At 63.6% G+C, this 20227-nt stretch carries 17 protein-coding genes and 1 tRNA gene; 14 read left to right on the forward strand and 4 right to left on the reverse strand.

The window, feature by feature from the left end:
• The first annotated feature begins 77 nt into the window (after positions 1 to 77).
• The 7 genes from AC1RQP_RS32780 to AC1RQP_RS32810 all read left to right on the forward strand — a co-directional run bounded on the left by AC1RQP_RS32780 (position 78) and on the right by AC1RQP_RS32810 (position 6889).
• Positions 78 to 1154 (forward strand): NAD(P)H-dependent flavin oxidoreductase, encoded by a 1077-nt coding sequence (locus AC1RQP_RS32780; protein ID WP_239623963.1) that lies wholly within the window; start codon positions 78 to 80, stop codon positions 1152 to 1154.
• A 139-nt stretch (positions 1155 to 1293) separates the two neighbouring features.
• A complete protein-coding gene (gene gatC / locus AC1RQP_RS32785) occupies positions 1294 to 1581 on the forward strand; it encodes an Asp-tRNA(Asn)/Glu-tRNA(Gln) amidotransferase subunit GatC (RefSeq protein WP_008548395.1) in 288 nt (95 codons plus the stop codon).
• A 78-nt stretch (positions 1582 to 1659) separates the two neighbouring features.
• A complete protein-coding gene (locus AC1RQP_RS32790) occupies positions 1660 to 1872 on the forward strand; it encodes a hypothetical protein (RefSeq protein ID WP_239623962.1) in 213 nt (70 codons plus the stop codon).
• Complete coding sequence (gatA, locus tag AC1RQP_RS32795; protein WP_239623960.1) at positions 1869 to 3344, forward strand: Asp-tRNA(Asn)/Glu-tRNA(Gln) amidotransferase subunit GatA; 1476 nt, start codon at positions 1869 to 1871, stop codon at positions 3342 to 3344. Before AC1RQP_RS32790 ends, gatA begins: the two co-directional genes overlap by 4 nt.
• Positions 3335 to 3637 carry a hypothetical protein gene (locus AC1RQP_RS32800; RefSeq protein WP_492941129.1) on the forward strand — a complete coding sequence of 101 codons (303 nt, stop codon included), beginning with the start codon at positions 3335 to 3337 and terminating at the stop codon, positions 3635 to 3637. Before gatA ends, AC1RQP_RS32800 begins: the two co-directional genes overlap by 10 nt.
• The gene (gene gatB / locus AC1RQP_RS32805; RefSeq protein ID WP_492941131.1) at positions 3634 to 5085 is read left to right on the forward strand and encodes an Asp-tRNA(Asn)/Glu-tRNA(Gln) amidotransferase subunit GatB; all 1452 of its coding nucleotides are present in this window, start codon (positions 3634 to 3636) and stop codon (positions 5083 to 5085) included. The genes AC1RQP_RS32800 and gatB overlap by 4 nt, the downstream gene beginning before the upstream one ends.
• A 1537-nt stretch (positions 5086 to 6622) precedes the next feature.
• On the forward strand, positions 6623 to 6889 hold the full coding sequence (locus AC1RQP_RS32810) for a hypothetical protein (protein ID WP_061877321.1): 267 nt from the start codon (positions 6623 to 6625) through the stop codon (positions 6887 to 6889).
• Between the two features lie 422 nt (positions 6890 to 7311).
• Here the strand turns inward: AC1RQP_RS32810 and AC1RQP_RS32815 are convergent.
• Positions 7312 to 7404 (reverse strand) — tRNA-Ser (locus AC1RQP_RS32815).
• 831 nt (positions 7405 to 8235) lie between these two features.
• Here AC1RQP_RS32815 and AC1RQP_RS32820 point away from each other — a divergent pair.
• Entirely contained in the window at positions 8236 to 9774 is a 1539-nt protein-coding gene (locus AC1RQP_RS32820; RefSeq protein WP_492941133.1) for a porin, read from the forward strand.
• A gap of 457 nt (positions 9775 to 10231) precedes the next feature.
• Here AC1RQP_RS32820 and AC1RQP_RS32825 read toward each other — a convergent pair whose 3' ends face one another.
• Positions 10232 to 12664, reverse strand: a complete 2433-nt coding sequence (locus AC1RQP_RS32825; RefSeq protein ID WP_492941165.1) for a lytic transglycosylase domain-containing protein — start codon at positions 12662 to 12664, stop codon at positions 10232 to 10234.
• 280 nt (positions 12665 to 12944) lie between these two features.
• On the opposite strand from AC1RQP_RS32825, the gene dapA reads away from it, so the two are divergent.
• The 4 genes from dapA to AC1RQP_RS32845 are packed head-to-tail and all read left to right on the forward strand — an operon-like array spanning position 12945 to position 15422.
• Positions 12945 to 13835 carry a 4-hydroxy-tetrahydrodipicolinate synthase gene (gene dapA, locus AC1RQP_RS32830; RefSeq protein ID WP_239623954.1) on the forward strand — a complete coding sequence of 297 codons (891 nt, stop codon included), beginning with the start codon at positions 12945 to 12947 and terminating at the stop codon, positions 13833 to 13835.
• A 54-nt stretch (positions 13836 to 13889) separates the two neighbouring features.
• Entirely contained in the window at positions 13890 to 14303 is a 414-nt protein-coding gene (gene mscL / locus AC1RQP_RS32835) for a large conductance mechanosensitive channel protein MscL (protein WP_492941167.1), read from the forward strand.
• A 59-nt stretch (positions 14304 to 14362) separates the two neighbouring features.
• Complete coding sequence (gene smpB / locus AC1RQP_RS32840; RefSeq protein ID WP_492941135.1) at positions 14363 to 14836, forward strand: SsrA-binding protein SmpB; 474 nt, start codon at positions 14363 to 14365, stop codon at positions 14834 to 14836.
• Between the two features lie 4 nt (positions 14837 to 14840).
• Positions 14841 to 15422 (forward strand): peroxiredoxin, encoded by a 582-nt coding sequence (locus tag AC1RQP_RS32845; protein WP_492941137.1) that lies wholly within the window; start codon positions 14841 to 14843, stop codon positions 15420 to 15422.
• 256 nt (positions 15423 to 15678) lie between these two features.
• On the opposite strand, the gene AC1RQP_RS32850 is transcribed toward AC1RQP_RS32845, so the two are convergent.
• On the reverse strand, positions 15679 to 16353 hold the full coding sequence (locus AC1RQP_RS32850) for a uracil-DNA glycosylase (RefSeq protein WP_492941139.1): 675 nt from the start codon (positions 16351 to 16353) through the stop codon (positions 15679 to 15681).
• Positions 16334 to 16978, reverse strand: a complete 645-nt coding sequence (locus AC1RQP_RS32855; RefSeq protein ID WP_239623949.1) for a LabA-like NYN domain-containing protein — start codon at positions 16976 to 16978, stop codon at positions 16334 to 16336. The genes AC1RQP_RS32850 and AC1RQP_RS32855 overlap by 20 nt, the downstream gene beginning before the upstream one ends.
• A 327-nt stretch (positions 16979 to 17305) precedes the next feature.
• On the opposite strand from AC1RQP_RS32855, the gene rpoZ reads away from it, so the two are divergent.
• Together rpoZ and AC1RQP_RS32865 are read left to right on the forward strand one after the other, a co-directional pair.
• On the forward strand, positions 17306 to 17698 hold the full coding sequence (gene rpoZ / locus AC1RQP_RS32860; protein ID WP_007603391.1) for a DNA-directed RNA polymerase subunit omega: 393 nt from the start codon (positions 17306 to 17308) through the stop codon (positions 17696 to 17698).
• A 205-nt stretch (positions 17699 to 17903) separates the two neighbouring features.
• Positions 17904 to 20186 (forward strand): RelA/SpoT family protein, encoded by a 2283-nt coding sequence (locus AC1RQP_RS32865; RefSeq protein ID WP_492941142.1) that lies wholly within the window; start codon positions 17904 to 17906, stop codon positions 20184 to 20186.
• Positions 20187 to 20227: the final 41 nt, after the last annotated feature.

The raw sequence follows: 20227 nt of genomic DNA on the forward strand, positions 1-20227 counted from the left end.
ACCCGTCTCGCCGCTGGCGCGGCGATCCACCCTCTCCCACAAGGGGAGAGGGGAAGAGCGAATATGAGGCAAGAACCATGTGGCCTGACCGTCGACTGATCGATCTGTTCAAGACCGAATTTCCGATCGTGCTGGCGCCGATGGCCGGCGTGATGGATGCGGAGCTAGTGATTGCGGCCGCGCAAGGCGGCGCGCTGGGCTCGCTGCCTTGCGCGATGATCTCGGCCGAGAAAGCGCGCGAGCAGGTCGGCCTCATTCGCCAGCGCGTGAAGGCGCCGGTCAACATGAACTTCTTCTGCCACACGCCGGTCGAGCTCACGGCTGAGGCGGAAGCGCGCTGGAAGCAGCGGCTTGCGAGCTATTACGGCGAGCATGGTCTGGATCCGGCGGCGCCGATCGCCGCGGCCAACCGCGCGCCATTCGATGCGGCCTTTTGTGAAGTCGTCGAAGAGCTCAAGCCGGAGGTCGTCAGCTTCCATTTCGGCCTGCCGGAGCAGGCGCTGCTCGGGCGGGTCAAGGCGGCCGGCTGCCTCGTCATCGCATCCGCCACGACGGTGAAGGAAGCGCTCTGGCTGGAAGAGCGTGGCGTCGACGCCGTGATCGCGCAGGGCGCCGAGGCGGGCGGTCATCGCGGCATGTTCCTGACGGACAGGATCGCAGAACAGCCCGGCACTTTTGCGCTGGTGCCGCAGGTTGCCGATGCCGTGAAGGTGCCGGTGATCGCGGCGGGCGGCATCGCCGATGGACGCGGCATCGCCGCGGCCTTCGCGCTCGGCGCATCCGGCGTGCAGATCGGCAGCGCTTATCTGCGCTGTCCGGAATCCAGGCTCAGCGCGGGCGGCCGCAAGGCGCTCGCTGAAGCCCGGGACGATTCTACCGTCATCACCAATGTCATGACGGGCCGTCCGGCGCGCGGCGTCCAGAACCGCCTGATGCGCGAGGTCGGCCCGGTCTCGCCGGATGCGCCGCCGTTTCCCCATGCCGCGACTGCGCTGGGGCCGCTGAAGGCCGCGGCCGAAAAGCAGGGCAGGGTGGATTTCACCAACCTCTGGGCGGGACAGGCCGTTGCGCTAGGCCGCGAGGTCGGCGCCGCCGAGTTGACCCGCGATCTGGCCAAATCGGCCTTGGCTCGCCTGAAAGCGCTGGCCGGATAAGCCTCCAGGTTCTTGTTTGCGCATGATCTTTTCGGAAAACCGCTTCACACTTTTCCGGATCATGCGCTAGCGCCGGTTGCGGCGCAAAAGCGGCCTCTGCTATACGGCACATGGGTTTTGCCGTGAGAGGCCTTATATAATGTCCGTCGACGCTGCTACCGTCCGCCGCATCGCGCATCTGGCGCGCATTGCGGTTTCCGAGGACGAGGTTCCGCATCTGCAGGGCGAGCTCAACGCCATGCTCGCTTTCGTCGAGCAGCTCTCGGAGGTCAATGTCGAGGGCGTGGAGCCGATGACCTCGGTCACCCCGATGCAGATGAAGAAGCGGCAGGACGTGGTCAATGATGGCGAGATCGCCGACGATATCGTTGCCAACGCGCCCGCGACCGAAGGCCACTTCTTCCTGGTGCCGAAGGTCGTCGAGTAGCATGGCGTTTTCGAGCGAAGCGGAAGCCGGTTCGCGTGAAGATAACGCGTCAAACAAAGAGTCTTAGGACGTAGTCCGATGTGTCTGCTTTGCGACGATGAGAAGGCCTATCAGGCCTACATGAATTATCTCGACAAGATGGAGCGGCAGGGCAAGGCTGCCGACCCCAATGTCGCCGTCAGTGCCGTGCTCGACGAGATCGAGGCCGCTGCGAAAGCCGCCGCCAAAAAAGACGACCCGGCCAACGACAAGACCCTGTCTCCGTTCTTCTGCAGCCCGATCAATAAATGACCGATTTGACATCGCTGACGCTCGCCGAGGCCCGCAAGGGTCTCGCCGACAAGACTTTCACGTCGCTTGAGCTGACCGACGCGCATCTTTCCGCGATCGAGGCCGCGCGCGTGCTCAATGCCTTCGTGATGGAGACGCCCGACCAGGCGCGCGCGATGGCGCGCGAGGCGGACGGCAGGATCGCCAAGGGCGATGCGGGCCCGCTCGCGGGCATCCCGCTCGGCATCAAGGACCTGTTCGCGACCAAGGGCGTGCGCACGACGGCGTGCTCGAAGATCCTCGGCAATTTCGTGCCGACATATGAGTCCACCGTCACCTCGCAGCTCTGGCGGGACGGCGCGGTGATGCTCGGCAAGCTCAACAACGACGAGTTCGCGATGGGGTCGTCGAACGAGACCTCCTGCTTCGGCCCCGTCGGCAATCCCTGGCGGCGCGACGGCAGCAACACCACGCTGGTGCCGGGCGGCTCGTCCGGCGGCTCGGCCTCGGCCGTGGCCGCGCTGCTGTGCATGGGCGCGACCGCGACCGATACCGGCGGCTCGATCCGCCAGCCGGCGGCGTTCACCGCCACCGTCGGCATCAAGCCGACCTATGGCCGCTGCTCGCGCTGGGGCATCGTCGCCTTTGCGTCGTCGCTCGACCAGGCCGGTCCGATCGCGCGCAGCGTGCGCGATGCCGCGATGCTGCTGCGCTCGATGGCCGGTCATGACCCCAAGGACACGACCTCGGTCGACATTCCCGTGCCGGACTACGAGGCCGCGATCGGCAAGTCGGTGAAGGGCATGAAGATCGGGATCCCCAGGGAGTATCGTCTCGACGGCATGCCGGCCGAGATCGAGAAACTCTGGAGCGAGGGCGCGGCGTGGCTGAAGGCGGCTGGCGCCGAGCTGGTCGAAGTCTCGCTGCCGCACACCAAATATGCGCTGCCGGCCTACTACATCGTGGCGCCGGCGGAGGCCTCCTCCAACCTCGCGCGCTATGACGGCGTGCGGTACGGCCTGCGCGAGCCGGCCAAGAACATCATCGAACTCTACGAGAATACCCGCGCGTCGGGCTTTGGCGCCGAGGTGAAACGCCGGGTCATGATCGGCACCTATGTGCTCTCGGCCGGCTATTACGACGCCTATTATCTGCGCGCGCAAAAAGTGCGGACGCTGATCAAGAAGGACTTCGAGGACTGCTTCGCGAAGGGCGTCGATGCGATCCTCACCCCCGCGACGCCGTCGGCCGCCTTCGGCATCGGCGAGAAGGGCGGCGCCGATCCGGTCGAGATGTACCTCAACGACATCTTCACCGTGACGGTGAACATGGCAGGCCTTCCGGGCATCGCCGTGCCCGCCGGCAAGGACGCGCAGGGCCTGCCGCTCGGCCTGCAATTGATCGGCCGTCCGTTCGACGAGGAGACGCTGTTCTCGCTCGGCGAGGTGATCGAGCAGGCCGCCGGCCGCTTCACGCCCGCGAGGTGGTGGTGAATGTCGCTGATTTCATCGCGAGCCTCGGCAGCGCGGCGCCCGCGCCGGATCTGAACGCGCCGCTTGCAGGTCTCTGGTGGGCCGCGAAGGGGGACTGGGACCGCGCGCACAAGATCGTTCAGGACGAGAGCAGCCGTGAGGCCGCCTGGGTGCACGCTTACTTGCACCGCGTCGAAGGCGACCTCGGCAATGCCGGCTACTGGTACCGTCAGGCTGGCCAGCCCACGGCAAAGGATTCATTGGAGGCAGAGTGGGAGCGGATCGCTGCCACGCTGCTCGGGAGCAGGACATGAGCAAGCTACTCGACGGGGAGACCGGCAAATGGGAGGTCGTGATCGGCATGGAAGTCCATGCCCAAGTTGCCTCCAAATCGAAGCTATTCTCGGCTTCTTCAACTGAATTTGGAGGAGAGCCAAATACTCACGTCTCTCTGGTCGATGCGGCAATGCCGGGTATGCTGCCTGTGATCAACGAGGAGTGCGTCCGCCAAGCTATTCGCACCGGGCTCGCGCTTAACGCAACGATTAACGAGCGATCAGTTTTCGATCGGAAAAACTATTTTTACCCGGATTTGCCGCAGGGCTATCAAATCAGCCAATACAAATCTCCGATCGTAGGCGAAGGCGAGTTGGAGATTGACTCGGAAAACGGCACCACTGTCAAAATCGGTATTGAGCGCATCCATCTTGAACAGGATGCGGGGAAGCTGATCCATGACAGATTCCCTGACCTGTCACTGGTAGACCTCAATCGGTCTGGGGTGGCGTTGATGGAGATTGTTTCCAAGCCCGATATTCGATCTGCCGAAGACGCGATGAACTATATCACGAAGCTTAGGTCGATTCTCCGCTACATTGGCTCTTGCGACGGCGACATGGAGAAGGGCTCCCTCCGCGCGGACGTCAACGTCTCGGTTCGGCGGCCCGGAGAGCCCCTCGGCACACGCTGTGAGCTCAAGAACCTTAACTCGATCAACTTTATCGGCTTCGCGATCGACGCCGAAGCCAATCGCCAGATTGGGGTTATTGAGGGCGGAGGGACGATCGAACAGGAGACGCGGCTCTTCGATCCGGACAAGCATGAAACGCGGTCCATGCGGAGCAAGGAAGAGGCGCACGACTACCGCTACTTCCCCGATCCGGATTTGCTGCCATTGGTGGTTACAAGAGCCGAGATCGAGCGGCTACGGGCCGATTTGCCTGAGTTGGCGCATCAGAAGAGAGCGCGGTTCATGGCCGATTTCAGCCTTCCCCTCTATGACGCCGAATTGCTGTCTCGCGATCGAAGCTTGGCTGACTATTTCGAGGCCGTGGCTAATGGGCGAGATAAGAAGCTGTCGGCCAATTGGGTCCTGAACGAGTTATCTGCTCGCCTCAACAAGGAAGGGCGGGATATTACGGGCTCTCCGGTCAATGCGGAGCAGCTGGCGGCGATCATCGACCTGATCGGCGAGGGCACGATCTCCGGCAAGATCGCCAAGGATCTGTTCGAGATCGTCTGGCAGGAAGGCGGCGATCCCCGCGCGCTGGTGGAAAGCCGCGGCATGAAGCAGGTGACGGATCTTTCGGCGATCGAAAAGGTTGTCGACGACATCATCGCTGCCAATCCCGACAAGGCCGCGCAGGTGAAGGACAAGCCGCAGTCGCTCGGCTGGTTCGTCGGCCAGGTGATGAAGGCGTCCGGCGGCAAGGCCAACCCGCAGAGCGTCAACGACCTGCTCAAGTCCAAGCTCGGCCTCTAGCCTCACGCGCTCGAGCGAGGTGGCGGACACGTTTCGTCGCCTCGCTTTCGGTTCTCGGTGCGACGCACGCGCGCATCCTCGGAAGCAAACTTCATCCCGATCGACAGTGCCGCGGCGACCGAATCGCCGTCACGCGATTCGCGCAAAACGGCGGCTTGCACACGCTCAGACGAGCGTTCGCGCCGTTAAGGATGAAAATATTTTCGTTGCCAAAATTCACGACTCAGAGTCCGCGAAGTGCCTCTGCGAGACAATCGGGGGAATGGCGACGCACATCATCGCGTCGGTCGCGCGCGACGCGCACGTGCAGAAAAATACTTGCTGCATAGTGTTTTTCTGCAATCGCATCAGTCGCGAACGTCGACGCTGCGCCTGTTCTCCGTGATCGCAGCTACACCTCGTGCGGTGCGCTTGCGTCGCGCTCGACAAGCGCACGCGCGTTGCGCCGTCAACACTTCTTTAAGCGAGACGCTGTTTTTTTCTTCGTGTTGGTGTATTCGGGATGAAGTGCATTCGATCCCCGAGTGCACGCAGCGATTAAAGCCATCTCACACATCGGAGGGCAACATGGCCAAGAAAGCGAAGAAGGCGAAGGCGAAGAAGGCGAAGAGCGCAGTGAAGAAGACTGCGAAGAAGACCCGCAAGGTCGCGAAGAAGAAGAAGTAACTTCGCTTCTGAAGTTGCCGGCTCCAGATAGCCGGCACGTCATCAGCGCCTCCTAGAGGGTTCTGGTCGACGATAGAGGGTGTCGGCGAGACATCAGGTCAACGGTCGGACCGTTCTCTTTCGCGGTCCGGCAGAAGAAACGAGTTTTCTTCGTTCGGTGCGGTTCTCCGAAAAGGAGCTCCGCAATTTCACAAGCGGCCTTCGGGCTTGCGTGGAATCTGGTCCTGACGTGTTCGCCGACGCCCTCGTTCTCCTGACGCCGGGGTATTGCCGGCATTCCTTTCCCCCCGACATCGCTGATCTGACTGCGACGTGGCCGCGCTGCCTTGGAGCAGGCGAGGGTTATGCGCCTGCTTGCCGCGGTCCGCGGGTCGTTCCACGTGTGCGGTGTCATCGCCCGGCCGATCCAGTACGCCACAGCTTCTCGGCGGGTCACTGCTGCCTCTTGGACAGGGGTCACCCGCTCGCCGCCTTCGCCGAAGCTTCGGCGACCCGAGACCGCGTGCCCCGGCGAAGCCTTGGCGTAGCCGGGTCGCGGGTGACGACGGAGAGTGGGACGCCACCTGACACGCGCCACCGCGCGCGATGGTTATCGATCTCCCAAAATCCCAGGGTAAACCGAATCTGACGAATTGCAGAAGTGCCTGCAAATCAGGGACTTTTTGAATTTCCCGTACGCGCCTCGCGCGCTCGCGTTTACGTCTGCTTCATCGCGATACTTAAACTGCCATTCAAATTTGCCCGCCATCATCGCCTCCAACAAGCCGGCAAACGGCATGGGCAAGAAGACTCGGGGAAGAGTTGAACAGCTATTTGGACGGGAGCCGCGCTCGGTGGAGCGGGACGGCACAAGAATAAAAGGGGATGCGTGATGTTTCAGGGTACTTTCGATCTGGAGACGGCGACGCCGATCGACGCGAGCGCGCTGTCGGACGTGCTGTTCGAGCGCGGGATCTATTGGGCGAGCGGTCGCTCCGGGATCGTCGATCTCGTCGCCGCGCACAAATGGTTCAACCTCGCGGCGCTGAAGGGCCGCAAGGACGCGGTGGCGCTGCGCCAGGAAGTCGCCGGGCAGATGTCGGATGCCGAGATCTCCATCGCCCAGCGCGAGGCGAGGGCCTGGGTCTCCGCGCACTGAGATGAGAACGGCCTCTGATCCGTGTTTGCACGGGTGGGCCCGGTTGCGCTGAATCAATTTTGCTCGTCGTGCCGCCGCATAAGACCCGACGGCATGGGCGACCAAAACACGAATGGACGATGGCTTCCGATTCAGATCGCTCCCGACGAGTGCGACCTGGAACTCGGATGTCTTCACAAGACGGGAATCAAGGCCTGGTCCTTTCCGTGCCGGCGCAAGGGCGGCGTCTGGTTCAACGTCTGGGCCGGCGAGGCTGTGCTGATATCGCCCTCGCATTGGCGGATATGGCGATCCGGTCTCTAGGTGCGCGCACATATATATAAGGAGCACGCGAATCGGGCTGAACGCCCCGTGCTCGTCCGTGGACCGGCTTCACGATCGCTTCCAAGTGAAAGAACGCGGTGATTGAGTCTGCTGCTGGGTGGCGGAGAGGGAGGGATTCGAACCCTCGATACAGCTTGAGACCGTATGACGCTTTAGCAAAGCGTTGCCTTCAGCCACTCGGCCACCTCTCCGGTGCGAGCCTTATGCCTCTAATTACTTGGGCCGGTCAATTTAGAAGCGTGTGTTTTCGCTCGAATATTCCCAGTGATCTTCGCCACAGGACGGCTGTTGTCGCGGCGAGAGTGTGGCGCTGCGAGAGCGGACGCGAAGCTTGACCTCTGGCATATTGCAAGGGTGTTCCCCGCATGGAAACGTCCTTGCTCACGTCGGAAGCCGATTTGCTAGGAAATTCAATGGCTCGCGAGAAGGGGCTATAGAGACTTGGCAGCCCGCGTCTCGGCTCGCCCAGCTGCCGGCCCGCTTCCAATGATCCCGCCTCCATAAAGAGTGTCTGCCGGCCGCCTCAGGCGCAGCAGGCGGCCCAGCTTGCATCAGGCTGGCTGCCGCGGAGGCGGTCGATACGCCTCAGTGAGTCTCGTTTCTGATTCCACGATTCGAGGTCGTCAAAGCCCATCCAGGCCGAGGGCCCGGCTGGGCGCCTCATGTGGGGAACTTTGATGGCGGGTGGAACCCTCCAAAAAAACACAAATGAAAACAAAGTCTTGCGAGGGCAGTTTGATCACATCTGCGTGTTATTTGTGCAACACCCGTTGGAAAACGCGCTTCATCGGCCCGTTTCGGAGCGTTCTCTTGTTGTGTGTGCAAGGGCGTTCGGTAATTGTGGCTGAGCGACGGAGGGGGGCATCCCGAGGTCGTCCCGTTTAGGTCTTTCGCTTAAGTCCCTCGCGTTCATGCGGGTGTGTCCGAAGGCGCGAAGGGACTCGGAGCGGTGATTTAGAGGGGGTTTGGGAATTGGCCGTCCGGTCAGTGACCTTCCCTGAAGAGCAACTTGGAGGTTTAACATGAAGTTGGTTAAGAGCCTTTTGCTCGGCTCAGCGGCGGGTCTGATCGCCGTGGGCGGAGCGCAGGCAGCCGATCTCCCCGTGAAGGCCAAGGCGGTCGAATACGTGAAGATCTGCTCCCTGTATGGAGCCGGGTTCTACTACATCCCGGGCACTGACACCTGCATCAAGCTGGGTGGTTATCTGCGCGCTGAAGTCGCGCTGAACACCAACAGCGTGTACGGCGGCCAGTTCAGCGGTACCGGCGGGGCGCACAACCGTCTCAGCAACTACTACACGATGCGCGCTCGTCAGGATCTCAACATCGACACGCGCACCGCGACCGAATACGGCGTCGTCCGCACCTTCTTCGATGCGACGTTCTCCTGGACCACTGGTAACTACACCGGTCAGGGGTCGGCCACTGGCGCGACCGGCTACTCCGCCACGACTGCTGGTACCGCCACCATCAACCCGACCGACGGTGGCACTTCGGGCGGCTCGCTCGGCGTGTACTACGCCTTCATCCAGTTCGCCGGCTTCACGATGGGTAAGGCCGTGTCGCAGTTCGACGCGCCCTGGACCAACTATCCCGGCAACAACTTCGACGGTCTCGTCGGCGGCAGCGGCACGGTCACTGGTGTCAACCAGTTCACCTACACCGCTGACTTCGGTCAGGGCATCACGGCGTCGTTCTCGGCGGAAGATGCGACGGCTTACTATCAGGCAGGCAATCTGAACCTGACGGGCGCAACGGTTGCTGGCATCGCTGGCGGTTCGTACGGATCCAACGCCATCGGCGGCTCGCGTTCGCCGAACCTCGTCGGTATGGTCCGTGTCGACCAGGCTTGGGGTCTGTTCCAGGCGTCGGTTGCTGCGCATGACAACCATGTCGCCTATTACGGCCCGACCGAGGTCACTGGCCACCCCGACGACAAGTGGGGTTGGGCGGTTCAGCTCGCTCTGTCGATCAAGAACATCCCGACCGGCGCGGGTGACACGATCAACATTTCGGGCGTCTACACCGATGGTGCGACCCGCTACAACTTCCAGAATCTTGCGGGTAGCTCGTACTCGATGTTCAGTGGTTCCGACGTCGGGTACCAGAGCATCGGCTTCGCCAATGCTCCGGACACCGTGTTCGTGACCGGCGGCTCGCAGGAAACCGTCAAGACCTGGGGCTTCCGTGGCGCTTACACCCACAACTGGGATCCCTACTGGAACACCGCGATCTACGGCGCTTATGCTGCGGCCCAGTTCGGCTCGCTGGCTAAGAACGCCATCTGCGGCGGCGGCGGTTTCGTCGGTGTCATGGCTGTGGCCGGTGTCACCAGCTGTAACCCCGACTTCAACATCGGCCAGGTGGGTGTGATCACCCGCTGGACTCCTGTGAAGAATCTGACCTTCTCGGCGGATTTCAACTGGACCCGTCTCGATCAGAAGTATGCCGGCACGGCCGTCATCACTCCGGCTGCTGCTGTCTCCAAGCCGACCGCGGTGTATGAGCTCAAGGATCAGGACTCGTTCACCCTGCTCCTCCGCGCTCAGCGCAACTGGTAAGTTCCGGTCTAACGACCTGACAGAGAACCCCGGCGGGCAACCGCCGGGGTTTTTCTTTTGCCGGTCGCATGTCTAGTTCGCTCGGGGCAGGGTCCGACGTGGTACCGCCACTCTCCGTTGATTTCGCGGTCTTGGTTGCGACCTGATGGAAGTCACTGTGGAGGGATGCGCTGCAAGCGGTCTCCGACCGGGGTGCGCAGAGAAGCCGCCGGTGCCTGGCCCAACCGTACAAGCGCCCCGACGATTTCGCCCTGCAGCAGGAGCGACCTAGGCCTTCATCTGTCAGGGCACCGGTTCATCCGCCAGCTGGCGCACCGGTGAGCGCGCCGATCGGGCCGCAACGGTCGAAAGAGCTCGCCTGCGGATCGTGGCCGGTCGCCGGATATGTCTCGGCGACTTAAGGTCTAGACGAAGGCGCTCGCCCCCATGCTCGGCCGCTAACCGGAACGGGGCAGCGTCATTCCACGCTTACGGCGCCGCGACGCAGATCGGCTTCGATCTGCAGGCGCGTGCCACCGCCGAAGCGGGCGCGGTAGACCTGAAGGTTCTCCATGATCCGCTGCACGTAGTTGCGCGTCTCGGAGAACGGAATCAGCTCGACCCAGTCGACCGCATCGACCTTCGGATCGCGCGGATCGCCGTAGCGCTCGACCCACTTCTTCACGCTGCCGCGGCCGGCATTGTAGGCGGCGAAGGTCATGATGTAGGAGCCGCGATAATCCTCGAGCAATCCGCCGAGCTCGGCCGAGCCGAGCGCGGCGTTGTAGACCGAATCGTTCTTCAGCCGCCCCAGGTCGTAGGTCGCGCCGTGGCGCTTGCAGACGTAGCGGGCGGCGTCCGGCGTCACCTGCATCAGTCCATAGGCCTGCGCCGGCGAAACCACGCGTGGATTGAACGCGCTCTCCTGTCGCGCGATCGCATAGATGATGCTGCGCTCGACGTCGGGGCCGATCGGCGTGAACTGCGGAATGCCGTTGACGGGATAGGCGTAGAAGTCAAATGGCAGGCCGCGGTTGAGGGCAGACTTGCCGACCAGCAGCATGCCCCGTGCATCGCCGTAGCGCTGGGCGAGCTCGCCAAGGCCGGCAAGCGCTTCGGGATCGCCATTCTCGCCCATGTCGGCGAGCATGGGCACCGCGAGCTCGCGCTCGTCGAGCTCGTAGAGCAGATGCGCAGCGCGCACGATCTCAAGCCGCTCGGCGCCGCGCCCGCGGGGCTGGCTGTTGAGCTCGATCTGCGGCAGGCCGAGTTTGGCCCGGGCGAGCTGGCCGTAATAGCTGGTCGACTGTTCGGCGGCGCGGGCATAGGCGTTGCGCGCCTCCTGCTGACGCCCCATCGCTTCGGCCGCGCGGCCCTGCCAATAGCCGGCGCGCGCCAGCGCGGTCGGATTGACGCTGCCGACGCCGATGCGGGCAAAATGCTGGGTGGCGGTCGCGGGGTCGTTGAGGAATCGCAGCGCGATCCACCCGGCGGTGAACTCCTGCTCGGTCTTGTAGATGTCGCGCGAGGGCAGGGCGGCATCGCGCGCGATCAGATAGGCCGAGCGGAATTCCTCGGTGTCGATCATCTTGCGGGCCAGGAGGCGCCGCTCGATCCACCATTCGTCGAGATTGTGAAGCCGACCCGGATCCTTGGGCGCCGACAGCATCAGCTGGGCGGCCTCGGCGAACTTCTCCTCGCGGCGCAGGAGCTGGATCTTGCTGAAGGTGTAGCCGGGGTCATTGTGCAGCTCGCGCGGCACGGCGTCGAGCAGCGCCCGCGCGTTCGGCGCTTTCTTGACGGCGCCGATGCGGGCCTTGGCGAGCGCGACATAGCCGGCGCCGAGGCGCTTTGCAGCGCGCAGGGCCGCCTCGGTCTCACTGCCGTAGAGCAGGGTGTCCATCCGCGCTTTCTGATCGCCCGGCGTCAGCAGGGCACCGAACTGGTCGAGCGCGTTGTTCTCGGTGTCCTCCGACATCGGATCGCTGCGCCAGGCCTCGCGCACCAGCCGCTCGGCATTGGCGCGATCGCCGCGCGCCAGCATCGCCTTGGCGAGCGTGAAGCGGCCCTTGGCGGAGATCGGAGACTCGTTCTCGAACCACGACCACGCGACCGAATCGTCGCGCCTGTCGTCCCACATCGCGGCCTCGAGGCGCCGGCGCAGGAAGGTCTGCGACGGCCAGGTCGGATTGGCGGAGATGAAGGCGCGATAGCGTTCCACGGTCGCGCCGTTGTCCTCGCTGCGCAGGATGATCCATTCGGCGAGCTTTCGCGCGACCGGATCCGAGATGCCGGCGGCGGCATCGGTGGCGTCGCCGGCCTTGCGCTTGCGTACGAGCTCGATGACGCTCTCGAGCGTGTCCTTGTCGGCTTGCGACGTCGACGATGTCGCCGCAACCGCGGCCGGAATGACCGGCTTGCGTGGCGCCGCATGCTGGCGGGTCGCGGGGGCCAGCACGGGAGCTGCGAGCGGTCTGGCGGCGGCCGGGGCGGTGGGCCTGTCGGTGGCCGTCACGGCCGGCGCGGGTGCGGTCTTTGCGGGCTTGGGCGGCGATCCGTTGCTCGCCGGGTGAGATTTCGGCGAGGAGACCGCTGCCGCGGGTTTCGGCTTGTCCTTCGCCGGTTCCTTGGCGGCAGCATCCTTGGCTGGCGTCTTCGCGCCTTCCTTGGCCGCGGTGCCACCCTTGCTCGCGCCCTTCGCTGCGTCCTTGCCGGCTCCCTGGACCGTGCCTTTGGCTGCTTCCTTCGCTGCTTCCTTGGCCGCGCCCTTGTTCGAGTCCTTGTTTAAGTCCTTGGCCGGTCCCTTCGCGGCGTCCTTGGCAGCTGGCTTCGCGGTCTCCTTGTTGCCCGTCTCAGCGGTCGTCTCATTGGACTTGGCGAGGGCGGCGCAACCCAGCGACAGCCCTGCCATCAGGCACACGACCAGACCGGTGGATCGCCATGCGGCACGTGCAAAGGAGGTCACGGCGTTTCGTCGCCCCGAATCAGTGAAGTGGCTCAAGACCTAGCTGAATTTGATTGAATATGCGGACAAAATACCAACAGCCGCTTACCTCGGACCGATTTGCACCATCACCGCGGCAAAATCGCGGCCTAAACGCTGCCTCACCCAGAAGCGGGCCTTTTACCGGCAGGATAGACCCGATATGAATGGGGCTTGCTCAAGAGATAGCCGCGTACGGAGGAAGTCCATGGCAGCCAAGACGAAGTTCCGGGGGTCGTTCACCGCCTTGGTCACGCCGTTCAAGAACGGCTCGCTGGACGAGGCGGCGTTCCGCTCCCTGGTCAACTGGCAGATTTCGGAGGGGACCAACGGCCTGGTTCCGGTCGGCACCACCGGCGAGAGCCCGACGATGAGCCACGACGAGCACAAGAAGGTCGTCGAATGGTGCATCGCTGAAGCCAAGGGCCGCGTGCCGGTCATCGCGGGCGCCGGCTCCAACTCGACCAAGGAAGCGATCGAGCTCTCCCAGCACGCCGAAAAGGCGGGTGCGGACGCCGTGTTGATCGTCACGCCCTACTACAACAAGCCGACCCAGGAAGGGATGTACCAGCACTTCAAGGCGATCAACGACGCGATCGGCATTCCGATCATCATCTACAACATCCCGCCGCGCTCGGTGATCGACATGTCGGTCGACACCATGAAGCGGCTGTGGGAGCTGAAGAACATCGCCGGCGTCAAGGACGCCACCGCCAGCATGGTTCGCGTGTCGCAGCAGCGCGCGGCGATGGGCGAGGATTTCAACCAGCTCTCGGGCGAGGACGCCACCATCATCGGCTACATGGCCCATGGCGGCCATGGCTGCATCTCGGTCACCTCCAACGTCGCGCCGCGCCTCTGCTCGGAGTTCCACGCCGCCTGGCAGAAGGGCGACACCAAGGCGGCGCTCGCGATCCACGACAAGCTGATGCCGCTGCACAACAACCTCTTCATCGAGAGCAATCCGGCGCCGATCAAGTACGCGATGTCGCTGCTCGGCAAGCTGGAGGAGACGCTGCGGCTGCCGATGGTGCCGGTCTCCGAGCCGACACGCGTTGCCGTGCGCAGCGCGATGGTGCACGCGGGTCTGATCAACTGACGCGCCGGCCTGTCGGGGGAGCCTTTCATGACCGTCGAGGAAAAGGGCGCGCGAATGCTGAAGGAGTTCCGCGAGTTTGCCATGAAGGGCAACGTCGTCGATCTCGCGGTCGGCGTCATCATCGGCGCGGCGTTCGGCGCCATAGTCAACTCGCTGGTCGGCGACGTGATCATGCCGATCATCGGCGCGGTTACCGGCGGGCTCGACTTCTCGAACTACTTCACCCCCTTGTCGAAGGCGGTCACCGCCACCAACTTGGCCGATGCGAAAAAGCAAGGAGCCGTGCTGGCTTGGGGCAGCTTCCTCACGCTGACGATCAACTTCATCATCATCGCCTTCGTATTGTTCCTTGTGATCCGCGCCATAAACACGCTGAAGCGCAAGGAAGAGGCGGCGCCGGCCGCTCCACCGAAGCCGTCGGCCGAGGTCGAGCTGCTGACCGAGATCCGCGATCTCCTCAAGAAGTGACGCGCGCACTTCGTCCGAACTGTTAGAATCCGCGCGCATCTCGATCAGGTTTGCCCGACATGGCCGATAAGAACGAACGTCCGATCAAGGTCATGGCGGAAAATCGCAAGGCCCGCTTCAACTATGCGATCGAAGACACGATCGAGGCGGGGATTGCGCTGACGGGGACCGAGGTCAAGTCGATCCGCAACGGCAAGAGCACGATCGCGGAATCCTATGCCGATTCCAAGAACGGCGAGATCTGGCTGATCAACGCCACCATTCCCGAATATCTCCAGGGTAACCGGTTCAATCACGAGCCCAAGCGGCCGCGCAAACTGCTTCTCCACCGCCGGCAGATCAACAAGCTGATGGGCGCAGTCGACCGCGAGGGCATGACGCTGATCCCGCTCAAGCTCTATTTCAACGAGCGTGGTTGCGCCAAATTGCAGCTTGCGGTTGCAAAGGGCAAGAAGCTGCACGACAAGCGTGAGTCCGAGAAGAAGCGCGACTGGAGCCGGGAGAAGGGCCGGCTGATGCGGGCGAGGGGATGACGAAATGAATCAACGGAACCTGCTCGAGGTCGACTGGAGCCAGATTCCTGCGCCTGCCGACGACGGTGGCGCCGCGCATCTCAAGGGCATGACGTTGCCACCGATCGGCCTGCTCGCGACCGACGACACGTCGGTCACGCTGTCGGCGCTGCGCGGCCGCACCGTGGTATTCGCCTATCCCCGCACCGGCGAGCCCGGCAAGATCGCGCTGGTCGACGATTGGGACATGATCCCGGGGGCGCGCGGCTGCACACCTCAGACCTGCGCATTTCGCGATCTGTTCGCAGAGCTGAAGGCCGCGGGCGCCTCACACGTGTTCGGCCTCTCGACCCAGAGCAACGCGTACCAGACCGAGATGGCTTCGCGCCTGCATCTGCCGTTCCCGGTACTTTCGGACGAGAAGCTGGCGCTGACGCGCGCCTTGAACCTGCCGACCATGGGGGTCGCGGGCCTGACGCTGATCAAGCGTCTCGCGCTGGTCATCGACGACGCACGCATCACGCGCGTCTTCTATCCGGTGTTCCCGCCCGACCGGAATGCCGGCGAGGTGCTGGACTGGCTGAGGGCCCATCCGGTCAGGACGTAAAGCGTATCCCGCATGCGGCCAGGTCTATGGCCAGCCAATGATGGCAGCGATGCCGCGCACCCAAGTCCGTCCCCGTCATCCTGAGGTGCTCGTCCTGCAACGCAGGGCGAGCCTCGAAGGACGACGGCCCGGCTGCATCCCGGCCGTTCATCCTTCGAGGCTCCCGGCGCGATGCTCCGCATCGCGCCACTCGCGCCTCAGGATGACGGGTTCAACATTGCCGGTGCCCCAGCTGCTCTCTAATCCAGGTCCGCCTTCAATCCAGGTCCGCCTTCACCTTCGCGAACACGCTGCGGAACATGTCCGGCGTCAGGACGCCGGTGTTCGTGTTGTAGCGCGAGCAATGATAGCTGTCGTAGAGCTTGAACCGGCCTGCCTGATGCACTGCGCCGTGGCCGAAGGGGGCCTGAGAGGCCTTCAGCTTTAGCGGCTTGAGCACGCTGTCGTGCGCAATTCGCCCGAGCGCGATGATCGCGCGCAGCCGGGGCATGGTCTCGAGATTGGCGACCAGGAACTGCCGGCAGGTGTTGATCTCGACCGGCAGCGGCTTGTTCTGCGGCGGCACGCAATGCACGGCATTGGCGATCCGGCAGTCGACCAGTTTCAGGCCGTCGTCGGGGCGCGCCTGATAGGTCCCCCTGGCAAAGCCGTATTCGATCAGCGTGCTGTAGAGCAGGTCGCCGGCATAATCGCCGGTGAAGGGCCGTCCCGTGCGGTTGGCGCCCTGCATTCCCGGCGCGAGGCCCACGATCAGGAGGCGCGCCTCGAGGTCGCCGAAGGGCGCAACCGGCGCATTGTGCCACGACGGCTCGCGTGTGCGGTTCGCCTCGCGAAAGGCGACCAGGCGCGGACAGAGCGGACAGTCACGGTCGGGAACGACGGCGAGAGGCTGGCGGCTTGACCGGGCCGCCTCACTCCTCGAAGTCTTCATCGCCCCTCGGCGCCATCGTGGTTGCGCGCTGGAGGAATTGCGGGGCGTGGTGGCGTTCGCCACGCTCGCCGCGGTCACGCGGGGCGGGGCGCTCGGACGGGTCGCGGCCGAGCTTGGATTGCAGCTCGACGAGGTCGGTGAAGACGTCAGCCTGGCGGCGCAGCTCGTCGGCGATCATCGGCGGCTGGCTGGCGATGGTGGAGATCACCGTGACCCGCACGCCGCGGCGCTGCACGGCCTCGACCAGGGAGCGAAAGTCGCCGTCACCCGAGAACAGCACCATCTGGTCGATGTGCTCGGCGAGCTCCATGGCGTCCACGGCAAGCTCGATGTCCATGTTGCCCTTGACCTTGCGGCGGCCGGAGGCGTCGATGAATTCCTTGGTCGCCTTGGTGACGACGGTGTAGCCGTTGTAATCCAGCCAGTCGATCAACGGGCGGATCGAGGAGTATTCCTGGTCTTCGATGATGGCGGTGTAATAGAACGCCCGCAACAACGTCCCGCGGCCCTGAAACTCCTTCAGCAGACGCTTGTAATCGATGTCGAAGCCCAGAGTTTTCGCGGTCGCGTAGAGATTGGCCCCATCGATGAAGAGCGCGATCTTGTTGGTCGGAGAAAGTGACATTCAGTTTGCTCGCGTAGTGTCCGTGATTGATCGTTTTTTGTTGGCGCGGCGACAGCAAGCCGCGCAGTTCTAAAGTGCCGCTGAGACCCGTCGAAACCGCAAGTCCGGAGAAGTCGGGGCAATCAAGGTATAGTTATGGCGGACTTGCATACACCCGGGGTTGCCCTCGATGGCAGCCCAGAAAACCCCGTCCCAGTCCCAATGTGGCGTTAGCAGAGCCGTTTGGCGAGACCAAATCACAAATTGGCCTTGCGAAATCGTCCCGGCCCCTATAACTAGCCCCAATCATCCACATATTTCGTCCCACCCACAACGGAGCGACAGTCCATGGCTCGCGTCACCGTAGAAGATTGTATCGACAAGGTCGACAACCGGTTTGACTTGGTCCTGCTGGCCGCCCACCGAGCCCGCATGATTTCGTCCGGTTCACAACTAACGGTTGACCGCGATAACGACAAGAACCCTGTTGTGTCTTTGCGTGAAATTGCCGAGACCACGATCTCGCCGGAGGATCTCCGCGAGGAGCTGGTGCACTCGCTCCAGAAGTTCGTCGAGGTGGACGAGCCCGAGCCGGACACGGTGCCGCTGATCGGTTCCGCAGGGGCGAGCGTCGATGCGGACGACACCGAAGTCGCCGTCGAGCGCATGACCGAAGAGGAGCTCCTGAAGGGTCTGGAAGGCCTCGCGCCTCCCGAGGAGCAGCCCGAGGAAGACGAGTAATTCCTCCATCGTGATCATCGACTGCTTGTGATCTTATCAAAGGCCCGAACCCGTGTTCGGGCCTTTGCTTTTGTTGACGTTTTCGTGGTTACCATAGTGTTGCCGGTTGGCGCTGCGCCTGTCACTGAATTGATCGGACACACGCGCGATCGGAGCTAGGATGTATACAACGGACCGCCTCGGGCCCGTTTGAAAGCAGGACGGAATGGTATATCGGCGCCGCAGACCCACGCAGATGCAGGCCGCAACCGAATCGGTTGCCGTGGCCCCGACTGCGCCGGTCGCGCGCCCCGCCAGACCCCGCGCGCGCATGATGCGTCAATATGACCTCGTCGAGCGCGTCAGATCCTACAATCCCAACACCAACGAAGACCTGCTGAACCGCGCCTATGTCTACGCCATGAAGGCGCATGGTTCGCAGACCCGCGCCTCGGGCGATCCGTATTTCTCGCACCCGCTCGAAGTGGCGGCCATTCTCACCGACCTGAAGCTCGACGACGCCACCATCGTGGCAGCACTGCTGCACGATACGATCGAGGACACCGAGGCGACGCGGGCCGAGATCGACCAGATCTTCGGGCCGGAGATCGGCGCGCTGGTCGAGGGCCTGACCAAGCTGAAGCGGCTCGAGCTGGTGTCACGCGAGGCCAAGCAGGCCGAGAACCTGCGCAAATTGTTGCTAGCCATTGCCGATGATGTCCGTGTGCTTCTGGTCAAGCTCGCCGACCGCCTGCACAACATGCGCACGCTGGAATTCGTGCCGACGGAATCGCGCCGGCGCATCGCCGAGGAGACGCTCGACATCTACGCGCCGCTGGCGGGGCGCATGGGCATGCAGGAAATGCGCGAGGAGCTGGAGGACCTGTCCTTCCGCACCCTCGATCCCGAAGCCTATTCGGTGGTGATGCAGCGGCTCGACGCGCTTGCCGAGCGCAACCGCAATTTGATCGGCGAGATCGAGGACCAGCTCTCCAACAATCTGCGGCACAGGGGCCTCGGCGCGCGGGTCTATGGCCGTCGCAAGAAGCCGTTCTCGATCTGGACCAAGATGGAGCGCAAGTCGGTCGGCTTCGAGCAATTGTCCGACATCTTCGGCTTCCGCCTCGTCGTCAACGACATCGAGGCCTGCTATCGCGCGCTCGGGATCGTCCACACCACCTGGCCGGTCGTGCCGGGGCGCTTCAAGGACTACATCTCGACGCCGAAGCAGAACGACTACCGCTCGATCCACACCACTGTGATCGGCCCCGGCAACCAGCGCGTCGAGCTCCAGATCCGCACCGAGGCGATGGACCAGATCGCCGAGCGCGGCATCGCCGCGCATGTCTTCTACAAGGAAGGCGTGGGCTCGCCGACCGAATACCTCAAGCGCGAGTCCAACGCGTTCTCCTGGCTGCGCCACACCATCGGAATCCTCTCCGAGAGCGCCAATCCCGAGGAATTCCTCGAGCACACCAAGCTCGAGCTGTTCCACGACCAGGTGTTCTGCTTCACCCCGAAGGGCAAGCTGATCGCGCTGCCGCGCCACGCCAACGTGATCGACTTCGCCTATGCGGTGCACACCGACGTCGGCAACAGCGCGGTGGGCTGCAAGATCAACGGCAAGTTCGCGCCGCTGTCCTCGGAGCTCCAGAACGGCGACGAGGTCGAGGTGCTGACCTCGGAAGCGCAGTCCGCGCCGCCGTCGGCCTGGGAAACGCTCGCAGTCACCGGCAAGGCGCGTGCCGCGATCCGCCGCGCCACGCGCACCGCGGTGCGCGATCAATATGTCGGCCTCGGCCGGCGCATCGTCGAGCGACTGTTCGAGCGCGCCAAGATCGAATACGCCGACGACAAGCTCAAGGGTGCGCTGCCGCGGCTCGCGCGGACTTCGATCGAGGACGTCATGGCGGCGGTGGGCCGCGGCGAGATCAAGGCATCGCACGTCGCGCGTGCGATGTACCCGGACTACAAGGAGGAGCGGATCGCGCGCTACGGCGTCAAGAAGGGGCTTGCGGCCAAGTTCAAGGAGAAGTCCTCGGAACCGCGCAGCCCGGTTGCGATCCCGATCCGCGGCATCAATTCCGACCTTCCGGTCAAGTTCGCTCCGAACGGCGGCGCCGTGCCCGGGGATCGCATCGTCGGCATCGTCACGCCGGGCGAGGGTATCACGATCTATCCGATCCAGGCGCCCGCCCTGAAGGATTTCGAGGAGGAGCCGGAGCGCTGGCTCGACGTCCGCTGGGACATCGAGGACTCCGCGCCGCAGCGCTTCCCGGCCCGCATCAAGGTGGAGAACGTCAACGAGCCCGGCGCGCTGGCGCAGATCGCGACCGTGATCGCCGAGCACGACGGCAACATCGACAACATCAGCATGCAGCGCCGTTCGCCGGACTTCACGGAGACGACGATCGATCTCGAAGTCTACGATCTGAAGCACCTGAGCGCGATCCTGGCTCAGTTGCGCGCGAAGGCGGTCGTCGCCCGCGTCGAACGTGTTAATGGATAGGCGCTTTGCGTATGCGCCTGTCGCCCCGATTTCGTGAGTCC

Source organism: Bradyrhizobium sp. GW821-FHT13H06, from assembly GCF_058803975.1.